We start from the raw sequence: 14,110 nt of genomic DNA on the forward strand, positions 1-14,110 counted from the left end.
GATAATACAATTTTATGAGTGATTACAAAGCCACATTGAACCTTCCAGAAACCGCCTTTCCAATGCGCGGTAACCTTGCTCAGCGCGAGCCTAAAATGCTTAAAGACTGGCAGGATAAAGAGGTATACAGCAAAATTCGTGAAGCGAAAAAAGGCAAAAAGCCTTTCATTCTTCACGATGGCCCTCCTTATGCAAATGGCGACATTCATATTGGTCATGCGGTTAACAAAATTCTTAAAGACATTATTGTAAAGTCTAAAAACTTATCAGACTTCGACTCGCCTTATGTGCCGGGTTGGGACTGCCACGGTTTGCCTATTGAATTGATGGTAGAAAAAAAGGTTGGCAAGCCAGGTAAGAAGGTGACTGCTGCAGAGTTTCGTCAAAAGTGCCGTGAATATGCGCAAAAGCAAATTGACGGCCAAATGGCCGACTTTAAGCGCCTTGGTGTGTTTGGTGCGTGGGATAACCCGTATAAAACCATGGACTTCAAATCGGAAGCCGACATTATCCGCGCACTGGGCAAAATTGTTGAGTCGGGTCATTTGGAAAAGGGCTTTAAACCAGTACATTGGTGTACAGATTGTGGTTCTGCGCTTGCAGAAGCGGAAGTAGAGTACAAAGACAAAGTATCACCTGCCATTGACGTAAAATTCCCTGTAGCCGATAGTGCAGCTATTGCAGAGGCATTTGGCGTAGCAGAAAGTGACTTAAGCGCACACAAAGCGGGTGTGGTTATTTGGACAACAACACCTTGGACTTTGCCTGCAAACCGCGCAATTAGCTTACATCCAGAGTTAACCTACGCCATTGTGGAAGTTCAGCCTTCAAATGAATGGTTAGTGGTAGCACAAGACTTACTTGAAAGTTGTATGACCCGTTACGGTGTAGAAGATTTCCGTGAAGTGGCAACTTGTACCGGTGCGGCCCTTGATAAACTTAACGTTAATCACCCGTTCCTAGACCTTGAAGTACCGCTAATTTTAGGTGATCACGTTACCACCGATTCGGGTACAGGGTGTGTTCATACTGCACCTGCGCACGGTGTAGACGACTTTAACGTGGGTAAACAATACGACATCGAAGTGTATAACCCAGTAGGGAACAACGGTGTTTACCTTGAAAACACGCCGCTGTTTGCAGGTCAGTTCGTATTTAAAGCGAACGATGAAATTATTGAAACAGTTAAGGAAAAGGGCAACCTTGTCTTAAACGTTAAGTACGAGCACAGCTATCCTCATTGCTGGCGTCATAAAACACCCATTATCTTCCGTGCAACACCACAATGGTTTGTTAGCATGGATAAAAAAGGGTTACGTGCTGAATCACTTGAACAAATTAAGCAAACTAAGTGGATCCCTGATTGGGGCCAAAACCGTATCGAGAAAATGGTTGAAGGCCGTCCAGATTGGTGTATCTCTCGCCAGCGTACATGGGGTGTACCCATTCCATTGTATGTACACAAGCTAACGGGGGAAATTCACCCAGAGTCTTCGGCGTTAATGGAAAAAGTTGCACTTGAAGTAGAAGCTAAAGGCATTCAAGCGTGGTGGGATATTGATGACGCTACGTTACTGGGCAGTGAGCTTGATAATTACGAAAAAGTTACCGACACACTGGATGTATGGTTTGATTCTGGCGTTACGCACTATTTTGTTGTCGACCGTCGCGATGATATTCCAGCGTCTGCTGATTTGTACCTTGAAGGGTCAGATCAACACCGTGGTTGGTTTATGTCTTCGCTTATGTCATCAACGGCAATGCACGGTCATGCACCATATAAAGAAGTACTTACTCACGGCTTTACGGTAGATGCTCACGGCAGAAAAATGTCGAAGTCGGTAGGTAACGTGGTTGCACCACAGGAAGTAACCAACAAACTTGGTGCAGACATTCTGCGTTTGTGGGTTGCATCAACAGATTACCGTGGTGAAATTGCGGTTTCTGATGAAATCCTTAAACGCGCTGCCGATTCATATCGCCGCGTTCGTAATACTGCGCGCTTCTTGTTAGCTAACCTGAATGGCTTTACCGTTGAAGATGCGGTAGCTGAAGATGAAATGGTTGCCTTAGATCGCTGGATTGTAGCACGTGCAAAATCGTTACAAGACGAACTTATCGAAGCCTATGAAAAGTATGACTTGTTGGTTGTTATGCAGAAACTTATGCATTTCTGTTCAATCGAATTGGGTTCGTTCTACCTAGACGTTATTAAAGATCGTCAGTACACAGCAAAAGCGGATGGCGTAGCACGTCGCTCTTGTCAAACGGCGATGTACCATATTGTAGAAGCGTTAGTACGCTGGATGGCGCCTATTACTAGCTTTACCGCCCAAGAAATTTGGGAAACCTTACCGGGCGAGCGCAGTGAGTTTGTGTTTACCGAAACTTGGTACGAAGGCTTTAATGACTTCACGCAAAGCGATACGTTCAACGATGCACTGTGGCATCAAGTGTTAAGTGTTAAAGATGCTGCAAACCAAGCAATGGAACAAGCGCGTAAAGACGGTGCACTTGGTGGCTCGCTAGAAGCAAGCATTGAATTGTACGCTACTGAGTCGCTATACAACGTATTAGCCAAGCTTGAAGATGAGTTGCGTTTTGTGTTGATCACTTCAGGTGTCACACTGACAAAAGTAGACAGCGCGCCAGAAGGAGCATCAGCCACCGAAGTAGAAGGCTTGTGGTTAAGCGTGAACAAAGCGAGTGGCCAGAAATGCGTACGCTGCTGGCATCACCGTGAAGATGTTGGTTCTCACGACGGGCACGAAGAGTTGTGTGGCCGCTGTGTAACGAATATCGACGGAGACGGAGAAGAGCGTCACTATGCTTAATGCCTCGCTTTTTCGCCAAACTGGCTTGCGCTTCTTATGGATAAGCGTCATCGCATTTATCCTTGATCAGTGGAGCAAATATGCGGTAATGGGCAGTATGTCTTTGTTTCAATCGGAGCAAATTCTGCCGTTCTTTAATTTAACCTATGTGCACAATTATGGCGCCGCGTTTAGCTTTCTAGATAGCGCAGGTGGTTGGCAGCGTTGGTTCTTTACCGCTATTGCTGTAGTGGTAAGTGTGGTGATCACATGGTGGCTCAAGCAGTCACCACGTGAACAAAAACTGTTACCCATTGCTTTTTCCTTTATTTTAGGCGGCGCCTTAGGCAACGTGTACGATCGCCTTGTACACGGTTATGTAATCGATTTTCTCGACTTTTACGTAAACGGGTATCATTGGCCAGCGTTTAATATTGCTGATAGTGCCATTTTTATTGGTGCGGCATTGCTTCTTATCGATATGCTGAAAAATGGCGATAAGCACAGCAAGGCAAAAGCGTCAGACAGTGCACAACAAAGCGAAACATCAAAGTAAAAACCGGATTAGTTATGACAGATTCATTGGTAATTGGTGCTGATAGCGAAGTTATTCTTCACTTCGATTTAAAGCTAGAAGATGGCTCGGCAGCAGACAGCACACGCGTAAACAACAAACCGGCTAAGATGGTGATGGGTGACGGTAGCCTAACACCTAACTTTGAAGCGTGTTTATTGGGCCTTAAAAAGGGCGATAAAAAAGCGTTCACGTTAGCGGCAAATGACGCATTTGGCGAGCCTAACCCAAATAACATTCACTACATGGACAGAAGCCGTTTTGGTGCTGACCTCAGTATTGAAGAAGGCATGATTTTAGCGTTTGCACAGCCTGATGGCTCAGAAATTCCTGGTATCATTCGCAGTGTGGCGGGTGACTCGGTAACGGTAGATTTTAATCATCCTTTGGCTGGCCAAACGGTGATCTTCGACGTAGAAATTGTGGATGTTAAACCCAGTGCATCAGCACAAGGTGAGAACTAATTATGCAAATTCATTTAGCAAACCCCCGTGGTTTTTGTGCTGGTGTAGACAGAGCAATCACCATAGTTGAACGCGCCTTAGAGATTTTTGAACCCCCTATTTATGTGCGTCACGAGGTGGTGCATAACAAGTTTGTGGTAGACGGGTTACGTGAACGGGGTGCGTTGTTTGTTGATGAGCTTCACGAAGTACCTGATGACAGCATTGTGATATTTTCTGCGCATGGTGTATCGCAAGCAGTGCGTAAAGAAGCAGAAAGCCGTGGTTTGAAGGTTTTTGACGCCACATGCCCGTTGGTGACTAAAGTACACATGGAAGTAACCCGTGCCAGCAAAACCGGCACAGAGTGTATACTTATTGGCCACGCTGGACACCCAGAAGTAGAAGGCACAATGGGGCAATACAGTAACGATGAAGGCGGTATTTACTTGGTTGAGTCTGAAGCAGACGTAGCCACCCTTGAAGTAAAAGATCCAACCAATTTGTATTACTGTAGCCAAACCACCTTATCGGTGGATGACACTGCTGATGTCATCGATGCGTTGCGCGAAAAATTCCCGAAGATTAACGGCCCAAGAAAAGACGATATTTGTTATGCCACGCAAAATCGTCAGGATGCGGTTCGCGACTTAGCACAGGACTGCCAAGTATTGTTGGTAGTCGGTGCGCAAAACAGCTCTAACTCAAATAGACTACGTGAATTGGCAGAAAAGATAGGCGCTAAAGCCCACCTTATCGCCGATGCAAACTGTATTCAAAAAGCATGGCTTGAAGGTGTAGAACACATTGGTGTAACTGCCGGTGCATCTGCGCCAGAAGTGCTTGTTCAAGGTGTGGTTAACCGCCTGAAAGAGTGGGGTGCTGTGTCGGCATCTGAACGCCTTGGTCGAGAAGAAAATGTTGAATTTGCTGTACCGAAAGAGCTTCGAGTAAAACAAGTAGTGTAAGTTTTTTTGGTTAATCAGGTTAACTACTTTAACTTTGTTTTTAAAAGCACCGCTATTCACAGCGGTGCTTTTTTGTTTAACAAAAAATAAAGGTTTAAGGAATAAATAGAAATACCTATCCTTTTAAAAATTCGTTTAATTAGTTGATGCTTATTGTCTGTGTAATACGCAGTGCATGGACACACATAACTTCGTTTTGAACAGTATATTGTTGTATTTTTTGAGTTACGTAAGAATTGTTTGGTAAAGCGTTAATGTGCACCAAAATTATACGTTTTAATAACCAATGATACCCAGCGCAATACCATATTGTCTTACTATACTACAGGGGCAGTATCGCCAAAATAATCTCGGGTAAACGGTAGAAGTATGATAGCTCACAGAGCAGCAATACAGCGCAATGTCAAAACATCTATGAATACACAGCGTGGTGTAGGTCTTATAGAGATCTTAATTACACTGTTTATTCTAGCTGTGGGGCTATTGGGTGTTGCAGCGCTTCAATTTACGGGTTCTCTTGCGAACAAAGATGCCATTAGTCGAACTCAAGCTGAAATGGTTGCCTCACAAGTGGCAGAGCGTCTACGCGCTGCTGCGCGACCTGCTACGGTGGGTGATGGTATGGTAGTAAATAACAATTACTTCAGTAACAACAACTATAATTTTGCTAATTTAAGCTGTACAGGGTCTTCTCACCCTTACAAATGCTTTTGTTTGTCACGTCCTGCTAGCGTGCCAAACTGCGAAGGCCAAACATGTGATGAACAAGATATGTCTGCTTATGATGGGTGGGCATTGTCGTGCTCTGCGGTACAAACCAACCCGCAAACTACCATTAGCATTGGATGTGATGATAACAATACGGCCGATATTTACAGCTGTAGTGCGGGGTCGCGTATTGAAATATTACTAAAGTGGCCAGTGTCTTCATCAGGCAATCAAAAGTACACGCTAAATAACCGGTGTAGCCCGACTGACGGTGACAATAGCGCTTGTGTCTTTAAGGACATCACGTTATGAGCTTATCTCACAGCCTACGCCCTACACACATTAATGCACGGGCCCAGTCAGGCTTCTCTCTAGTCGAACTCATGATAACCCTCACCTTAGGGCTTGTTATTTCCGGTGCGGTTATTCAGGTGTTGGTAAGCAGCAGTGTTACCAACAAGCTTAATCAAGCCGTTGCTCAAGTTCAGGAGTCAGGACGCTTTATTATGAGCCGTTTGTCCGCTGAGTTTTATGAAGTAGGACGCTACGATTTGGTCATGGCCACCATTGATGATTCAGTAGACATTGTAGCCGAGGCGGCTTATGTACAAAACCGACCCATTGCTTTGCCTGGTGATTTTGCTTCAAACGCATCCTTAGGCAGTGAGCAAACCAGCAATGGTGGCAGTGATAAGTTAGCTGTCAGCTTACTGGGTACAGCAGACTGCACAGGTAATCGTCACGGTTACGCGCTTAATGATGAATTTCACGTTGTGAATTATTACTTTGTAACTGGAAGTACCCTTAAGTGCACCGGTTATGATGGGCGCGTGTTACGTGGTTTGAAAGCCCAAGTTTCTTCTCCCGCTACCGTGGTTCTGCTCGATAATATAGAAAGTTTTCAAGTACAGTTTGGTGTGACGGATGAAATAACTACATCGCAAGGGCAAGCCGTTAGGTATGTTACTGCTGATGTATTAAGTGCACTGCGCGATGCAAATCAGCAAGTGGTTTCACTGCGTTGGGCGGTCCTATTGAAAAGTTATCAAAATGAAGTTCAGCAAACTCAAGCCCAGCAGTTTGCGATGCTAAATGAAACGGCTAAAACCCTTGATACTTCCCATTATTATCAAGTCTTTTCAAAGACATTAGCACTTAGAAATATGAAAAACTTCGTGAGGAGCTCACAATGAAGCAGCAAGGTCTTGTGATGGTATTTGCGCTGCTCGTGCTGTTATCAATTACAGTGCTCGGCGTAAGTGCGGTAACCAGTAGTTTATCGCAGTCTAAAATGGCCGTTTCTATGCAACAAAGCGGATTGGCATTTGATGCGGCAGAATCTGCTATTGCTGGTGTGTTTTTCGAATCAGAAGACGAAATATTGCTAACCGATGACACGAAAACCGACCCTTTGTCTGAAGCGCGGCAAGGTAATATTTTTGACCCTGATGCCGACACCATGAGTTGTTTCGACGAAGGTGAGTGGACTGATAGATATATGACTGAAGGTGGATTATCTACAGGTGATAGGCACACCACCGATGGTACATACCAAACCGCTGCGTCATCAAAAAGTTGGTCTAAAACCGCCTTTATTCGCGAACAGGCATGTCGCGGTTCAAGCAATGTGATTGGTGGTAGTAATGTTAATTGCCACGTTTTTGTTATTCGTGGGTGCGGAAAAGTAGCAGGGAAGGCTTCAGTAGTGGCTAATACGTTGGCTGCATCAGTATTCGGTCCAGCGTCTCAGTAGGTGGCATCATGAAGAAAATTACCAGTTATTTCGCCTCAATTACACTGTTTAGCTGTATCGGGTTTTCAGCGGTGGGGGACGATTTAGATATCTACCTTGGTAACGCCACAAGTGCGGTAACCTATAACCCGAATGTGTTATTTATTATGGACTCGTCGGGCAGCATGGGGTCATATGATGGTACTGATCAAACCCGTATGCTACGTGTGCAAAATGCGCTTAAAACAGCGCTTCAGTCCGCTACCAATATCAATGCGGGTTTAATGCGTTTTTCTGATTTCGGTGGGCCTATTCTTTACCCTGTACGCAATATTGATGAAGCAGTTAGACCCGAAATTATTGTATCTACAAGTGAAGATAACCACGATGCCCATGAAATCAATGGTTCGGTTATTACACAAAGTAACGACCTCATCTTAAGTAATGGAACCGATACGGTGACGTCTGGCTTACGGTTTACTGATTTGAATATTCCCCAAGGGGCTACCATTGTTAGTGCAAGTTTGCGGTTTACTTCTGAAAAGTACAACATTGCCGGAACTACGCTGACGATTTCTGCTGAGGCATCTGCGTCTAGCGCGGCATTTTCTGATTCGAACAATAACCTGACTTCACGCACTAAAACCACAGCGAATGTAGTGTGGTTAGAGGACAACGGCTTTCCTTCATCTGGTGAAGTGATATCGTCACCGGACATCAGTGGTGTTATTCAGGAAGTTGTCGATTTAACAGCGTGGTGTGGTGGTGCCGACCTTAATATTTTAATTGAAGGCACTAGCAGCAGTAGTGTTAGTAGTCGAGAGGCGCGGGCCAGTGATGTTGGGCAAAGTGGTTCGCCACAGCTAGTAATTTCATACGACGATACAACTGCTACAGGTTGTGTTGAAGGTGGCGGTATTTATCAAGTTGCCAACTCAAAAGATAATTCTGAAGAAGATACGAATGGTTATCCAAACACCGGTGATGAACTTACATTTAACGCCTACTACAATGACAATATCGGTATTCGATTTCGCAATGTAAATATTCCTCAAGGGGCGGAAATTACCGAAGCGTATTTAGAGTTTACGGCATACAGCACACGTACCTACGGCAGTGCCAGTATGCGTATTCGCGGTGTGGCTGATGATGATGCTGACGACTTCCACCCTAATCGCCGTAACCGCATTAACAACTTGCCGAAAACCTCTGGCCTAACTTGGTCTATGCCCGATTTTTATAGCAACCGAGATTATCAAAGCCCGAATATAGCCGCCATTGTAAAAGAAATTACCGACCGTTCAGGGTGGGCATCTGGCAATGATATGGCCTTTGTACTAGATAATTTTTCGTCTTATCGCGGTGCCTACTCTTATGGTGGCTCGCCTTCTAAAGCGCCAAGGCTAATAATTAAGTTTAACGGTTCTGCCACACCCGGTTCTTCAGCCACTGTACGTGAGCACTTAATAAGCAAAGTTGATGAATTAAGTGCGAATGGTTTGACGCCTATTGTGGATACTTTATTAGAAGCCACCAATTACTATGGTGGCCGCGCAGTTGACTATGGCCGCAAACGTGGTGAAGACAGTGTGAGTAGCTCTGTTCGACGCAGTACCCGTGTAAGCCACAGAAGTTCGTATCTTGGGGAAGATCCTATTCGTTCATCAACGTGTACCGACGACAATTTATCTAGCAGTGATTGTATAACAGAGCAAATACCCGTTGGCGCAACGTATATAACGCCAGTAACAGATTTACAGTGCCAAACGAATAACCATATTGTTCTTTTGTCTGATGGAGAAGCAAATAACAACCACAGCGTAAGCAAGATTCAAGATTTGTTGGGGAAGAGTTGTACGGGCAGTGGAGGTGAAAAATGTGGTATTGACCTCGTCAAGAACATTAGTAAGTCTGATACATCGGTCATTGATTCACGAGTTATTACTCATACTATTGGTTTCGCTGCCAACAACAATGCGAATAACTTTTTGAATCAATTGGCATTACAAAGTGGTGGCGGCTTTTATCAAGCCAGTAACAGTAGCGACTTGTTAGAGGCGTTTAACACTATCCTTCGTTCTGTGAAAGACATTAATGCTACTTTCGTATCTCCCGGTGTCGCGGTAAACCAACTAAACCGTTTAACTCACCGTGATGAATTGTATTTCGCTTTGTTTAAACCAAGCGAAGGTGCTATTTGGCCGGGGAACTTAAAACGCTATCGTTTAAGCGGTGATACGGTTTTAGACAAAAACAGTCTAAACGCCGTGGATAGCGTTACCGGATTCTTCTCTGAAAATTCACATAGCTTTTGGTCAACGTTAACTGATGGCAGTGAAGTCAGTGAAGGTGGCGCTGCTAGTAAATTGGGTTCGAATAGAAATCTGTACGTTTTTGATGGCGTTGGAAGCATTGTGCGTACTGCAAACGCTTTACACGAAGACAACAGTAATATCACTACATCAGATTTAGCCATTGATGCAGAGCCTAGTGCCGATACGTTGCGTGAAGCATTGCTTCAGTGGGCACGTGGTGTTGACGTCAAAGACAGTGATGGTGATGGTAGTGCAACAGATTATCGCCCTAGTATGGGCGACCCTATCCATTCTCAGCCTATTATCGTGAATTATGGCACCAATGATTCATCCATATTTGTGGCAACCAATCACGGCATGCTGCACTCGTTTGACACTCAAACCGGTGAAGAAAACTTTGCGATAATGCCTAAATCTTTGTTACCAAACTTGCACCATTTCTATCAAGATGTGTCGTCGTATGAGCATAAATACGGGTTAGATGGCGATTTAATCTTGCGAGATACCGGCACCAGTAAGTACCTATATGTTGGTATGCGACGTGGTGGAAATAACTATTATGTTTTTGATATTACGAGTAAAACCTCTCCTTCGCTGAAATTTAAAATAGAGGGTGGTACGGGTGATTTAGCTAAACTAGGTCAAACTTGGTCGCGTCCAACCATTACAAAAGTGCGAATGGGCGGTACAGAAAAAACGGTGATGATAGTTGGGGGCGGTTACGACGAAGCACAAGATGCTCGCTTAGTGCGTGCCAATGATGCTGTGGGCAATGCCATTTTTATGTTTGATGCTGATACGGGGGGCTTACTTTGGTCTGCCAGTAACGCAGATGCCAGCCTTAATATTTCTAGTATGAATTACAGTATTCCTGGGCGAATCTCAGTCATCGATAGAGATAACGACGGCTTTGCCGACCATATGTATGCCGCCGATACGGGCGGGCAACTATTCCGCTTCGATATTTATAACGGAAAATCAGGGAATGACTTTATAAAGGGAGCGCGTTTAGCTGACTTCGGTGGTAACACTGAACAAACTAACCGCCGCTTCTATTATGGCCCTGATGTATCAGAAATCGCTTTGGGTGATGAAGTTTATTATGGTGTGGCACTAGGTAGCGGTTGGCGTGCATCACCATTAGATACAGTGGTAGAAGATAACTTTTATATGTTAAAAGATGATGGTGTATTCAAGCGCGATACCAGTGGCAACTTTACCTTTATGTCTACGGTAACAGAGAGTGATTTGTATAATGCGACTAGCCACGCCCTTACTAGCTCTCTTGATAGTACACGAGAATTGGAAGCAAAAACGTTTGCCAACAAATCTGGTTGGTTCTTAAATTTAACAACCAATGGCGAAAAGGTACTGGCATCACCATTAATTATTGACTACAAAGTATTCTTTACCACATACGTACCAGCCGTGAGCAGCACCAGTGCGTGTGCGCCACCAACGGGAAATAGCCGCGCGTACTTAGTTAGCATGTTTAATGGTAATGCGGTAACCGATTTGAATAATAATGGGGTGCTAGACAGCGATGATCGCGTCGCTGAGCTTAAACAAACAGGGATAGCTCCAGAAACAAAAATTTTGATTGAGGATATTGTAAGCCCTGTGGTGTGTTTGGGTACTGAGTGCGTGTCTGCGGTAATTGATGTTGACGAAGATGGCAACAACGAAGCATGTACATCGTCGTTTGAATGTTTAGCAGAAAATATTTATGGACGATTTGAGCGAATTCGCCGAGGTAGTTGGCATTCCGAGACAGAAAGAGAGTAACAACATGACGGGTTTAAAGCACAGTGGTTTTTCGTTAATTGAGCTTATGATAGTTATTACTATCATAGGTATTGTCGCAGCCGTTGCGTATCCTTCCTATCAAGGGGTCATTGCTGATAGCTATCGAGGTACAGGGCAGTCTGATTTACTTGCTCTTGCGTCGGCAATGGAAAGACATCACAGTGGTGCATTCAGTTATGAAGGGGCTGGTAGTGGCGGTGGAAACAGTGGTTCACCAGCTATTTTTGCTTCGTACTCACCTTCCTCTGAGCCAGCTGCCAATAAGCGCTACGATTTAACCATTGTTGAATCAAGTGCGACGGCTTATCAGTTAAAAGCTACACCGGTATCGGGCACGGGGCAGGCAAGTGACGGTTCAATGTTCTACTATAGCGATGGTCGAAAAGCATGGGATAAGAATAATAACGGCTCAATAGAATCGTCAGAGTATTGTTGGTCTTGTTAATGTCCCGAAGACATAAACATCTTCCCATTGATGGTCGTAAGGTACGCTAAGCAATGAAGTGTGCTGTAAATCGAGCAGCTGTTGATGGGTTTGATGTGTTAATTTAATTGTTTCACTCAAGTGCTTAGATTGAATGTGTGTCTCAATGAATGCCGCAGATGTCGCAACTAATAGTAGCAGTGCAATGAGTACTTCTACCAAGGCCACGCCTTGATGCTGATGCTTCAAATAGAACGTGCTACGTTGTCTTTGGATTGTTTTCGTTTTCACATTATTTGCCTCTTTCTTAAAACTCACGCCAGGTTCCTGGGATAAGTATCATTTTCGATAGTGCCTTGTTATCTTGCAATGTGGTAAGAGTGGATATTGAGTAACTCAATGAGCCGCTTAAAAAACGGTTCGTTGGCTTATTTGACGTCAATGCACCTACTAACAGTGCGTTCGTTTCTAGATGAAATGCATAAGTATGTGATGAGCGAGTAAGTTGCAAAATTAACCCATAAAACCTTGCCCCACTTTTAATGGTGATATTACCGTTTTCCACAATGAGCAATTGGGGCGTTGTATCACTACTAACTGTATTAATAGTACTTTCTATTACACAATCTCCGGTGATCCATTGTACCGTTGTACTGCTAAGACTATCGCAGGAAGCAAATTGCTTTTGTTCTGGAAAAAAGCGCAATTGCAGGTCATCACTGGTTCTATTAAATAGCCATTTGGTAATGTTACTGTCATGGGTATTGTGCTGAGTCTGTTGAGGCAATCTCAGTAAACTCGGGTAGCGCAAAAACTCAGCGCTATACACAATGTCATTATTGGTTTTGCTGACATTGATGGTTACGTGCTGTAGCTTCTGATTGTTTTCACCGCGCAGGTCTAATGATGTTATAGTGTGAGTAATGTCAGTGTTATCCAATACAACTTGAAGTGTCGGATCACTGCGTAATTGTTCCGCGATAGCACGTAGCGCTTGCCTCAACGCTAGCTTTTTAATATGACTGTCACGTGTTGCTTTCTCGATATGATAAAAGTGATTAATGCTCAGCGCTGTACTTACAACAGTTAGCCCTACGATAACCAGTAATATACACACAGTCGCTAGCGTAACCATGCCCCTTTCTTTCTTGTAACCACTATCGCGCATTAGGTATGCCTATGATGAATTGTCGTTGACTCACAATGTCTTGGTTAATTGCGCTGTGTGCATCAATAGAAACGAGTATTGTTTTTCCCCACGACGTATTTGAGATTAGCGCTAGCTGAAAGCGCGTAATCGAGGTTGTTCTTGCGTCAGTGAGATCATGCCAGCCGCCTTTGTTACATGCTTTACCCGCTACCCGATATTCAATGGCTTTGTTGTGTAGGCGGTAACCTAGCAACTCATTTTGTTCATGTTCGTAGCTGCCGCTGTTATCTTTATCATACGAAAAAGTAATACAGCTATTGGCTTGTTCAGAGCCAAAATGGCTTATTTGTAATGTGCTACTTACCGCTGGGGTCATTAAATTTGGCATAGTCGCCAAGGGTGGATAAGCAAGATAGTCTGCACGACTTACTTGCTGTGTGATGAGTTCCTGTAAACTTCGAAGTTCATCCTCAAGTGCGTTTGCTAGTCGTGTATCTAGTAGTGTGTGATGCAACGACGCTGAAAAGCGGGTGGCTGTTATAATGACCAAAATGCCAATAACACTGCTTATCATTAATTCAGTTATGCTAAACCCTTTTTCGGCTAACATCGTGCTAGACCGTTGATGTGGTGAATGGCACAGGGTTTGATTCTTCCAAGCGCACTAATGATGATTTTTGCGTTATGAGACGCATTAGACACTAAAAGTGATGTACTACCGCCAAAATCTACAGTTCCCTCTGGGTTGAAAGTAATAGTGCTATTTTTACCTGAGGTTGTATCTAGTGATGCAGAGAAGTCACTTAAGCTTAATACGTTCTGTTGACCTGCAACATGACATGTTTGAAGGTTGCTACAAGAACACTCGTCATTCTCACTTATCGCTATGCAATTAGATGTAGTTACATCAACAACGAGGTAAATCGGTTGTTGGAGGGTAATTGCATATACTTTCGCAGATTTCGCCATGGCTGAAGCGGTACTAACTAAGTGCTTGAGTTCGCTTTCTTCTCGCCATGTTACAAAAGATGGTACGGCCATCATGCTAAGTAAACCAATAATAGATACCACTAGCATGAGTTCGAGTAGTGTATGCCCTCTTAACAGAAGATACCGAGGTCCACGCGCCAAAAAATGTTGGTGAAATAAAACCATGCCCAAGTCCAGTTACACCGTA

Annotated in this window: 13 protein-coding genes; 9 read left to right on the forward strand and 4 right to left on the reverse strand. The window is 44.1% G+C overall.

All coding sequences use genetic code 11. The annotated features are described in order from the left end of the window. Positions 1-14 precede the first annotated feature (14 nt). From ileS to EYR97_RS02525, 9 genes are all read left to right on the forward strand, one after another. Positions 15-2,834 (forward strand): isoleucine--tRNA ligase, encoded by a 2,820-nt coding sequence (gene ileS / locus EYR97_RS02485; protein ID WP_131092242.1) that lies wholly within the window; start codon positions 15-17, stop codon positions 2,832-2,834. Continuing rightward, the gene (lspA, locus tag EYR97_RS02490) at positions 2,827-3,369 is read left to right on the forward strand and encodes a signal peptidase II (RefSeq protein WP_131092243.1); all 543 of its coding nucleotides are present in this window, start codon (positions 2,827-2,829) and stop codon (positions 3,367-3,369) included. Before ileS ends, lspA begins: the two co-directional genes overlap by 8 nt. Before the next feature lie 14 nt (positions 3,370-3,383). Further along, positions 3,384-3,851 (forward strand): FKBP-type peptidyl-prolyl cis-trans isomerase, encoded by a 468-nt coding sequence (gene fkpB / locus EYR97_RS02495; protein ID WP_131092244.1) that lies wholly within the window; start codon positions 3,384-3,386, stop codon positions 3,849-3,851. A 2-nt stretch (positions 3,852-3,853) separates the two neighbouring features. After that, positions 3,854-4,798 (forward strand): 4-hydroxy-3-methylbut-2-enyl diphosphate reductase, encoded by a 945-nt coding sequence (gene ispH, locus EYR97_RS02500; RefSeq protein WP_131092245.1) that lies wholly within the window; start codon positions 3,854-3,856, stop codon positions 4,796-4,798. A 369-nt stretch (positions 4,799-5,167) separates the two neighbouring features. Further along, entirely contained in the window at positions 5,168-5,818 is a 651-nt protein-coding gene (gene pilV / locus EYR97_RS02505; RefSeq protein WP_131092246.1) for a type IV pilus modification protein PilV, read from the forward strand. Continuing rightward, a complete protein-coding gene (locus EYR97_RS02510) occupies positions 5,815-6,699 on the forward strand; it encodes a PilW family protein (RefSeq protein WP_181409123.1) in 885 nt (294 codons plus the stop codon). Before pilV ends, EYR97_RS02510 begins: the two co-directional genes overlap by 4 nt. Further along, positions 6,696-7,259, forward strand: a complete 564-nt coding sequence (locus EYR97_RS02515; RefSeq protein ID WP_131092247.1) for a PilX N-terminal domain-containing pilus assembly protein — start codon at positions 6,696-6,698, stop codon at positions 7,257-7,259. Before EYR97_RS02510 ends, EYR97_RS02515 begins: the two co-directional genes overlap by 4 nt. A gap of 8 nt (positions 7,260-7,267) precedes the next feature. Beyond that, the gene (locus tag EYR97_RS02520) at positions 7,268-11,338 is read left to right on the forward strand and encodes a PilC/PilY family type IV pilus protein (RefSeq protein ID WP_131092248.1); all 4,071 of its coding nucleotides are present in this window, start codon (positions 7,268-7,270) and stop codon (positions 11,336-11,338) included. A gap of 4 nt (positions 11,339-11,342) precedes the next feature. Continuing rightward, positions 11,343-11,804: a type IV pilin protein gene (locus EYR97_RS02525; RefSeq protein ID WP_131092337.1), complete on the forward strand. Its 462-nt coding sequence runs from the start codon at positions 11,343-11,345 to the stop codon at positions 11,802-11,804. Here EYR97_RS02525 and EYR97_RS02530 read toward each other — a convergent pair. The 4 genes from EYR97_RS02530 to EYR97_RS02545 are packed head-to-tail and all read right to left on the reverse strand — an operon-like array spanning position 11,781 to position 14,088. Beyond that, complete coding sequence (locus EYR97_RS02530; RefSeq protein ID WP_131092249.1) at positions 11,781-12,101, reverse strand: hypothetical protein; 321 nt, start codon at positions 12,099-12,101, stop codon at positions 11,781-11,783. The two genes, EYR97_RS02525 and EYR97_RS02530, sit on opposite strands and share 24 nt — an antisense overlap. Next, positions 12,091-12,951 (reverse strand): hypothetical protein, encoded by an 861-nt coding sequence (locus tag EYR97_RS02535; RefSeq protein ID WP_131092250.1) that lies wholly within the window; start codon positions 12,949-12,951, stop codon positions 12,091-12,093. The genes EYR97_RS02530 and EYR97_RS02535 overlap by 11 nt, the downstream gene beginning before the upstream one ends. After that, positions 12,941-13,543 carry a potassium:proton antiporter gene (locus tag EYR97_RS02540; RefSeq protein ID WP_131092251.1) on the reverse strand — a complete coding sequence of 201 codons (603 nt, stop codon included), beginning with the start codon at positions 13,541-13,543 and terminating at the stop codon, positions 12,941-12,943. Before EYR97_RS02540 ends, EYR97_RS02535 begins: the two co-directional genes overlap by 11 nt. Then, positions 13,537-14,088 carry a GspH/FimT family pseudopilin gene (locus tag EYR97_RS02545; protein ID WP_131092252.1) on the reverse strand — a complete coding sequence of 184 codons (552 nt, stop codon included), beginning with the start codon at positions 14,086-14,088 and terminating at the stop codon, positions 13,537-13,539. The genes EYR97_RS02540 and EYR97_RS02545 overlap by 7 nt, the downstream gene beginning before the upstream one ends. Between the last annotated feature and the right edge of the window lie 22 nt (positions 14,089-14,110).

Source organism: Alteromonas sp. KUL42, from assembly GCF_006538325.1.
GTDB lineage: Bacteria > Pseudomonadota > Gammaproteobacteria > Enterobacterales > Alteromonadaceae > Alteromonas.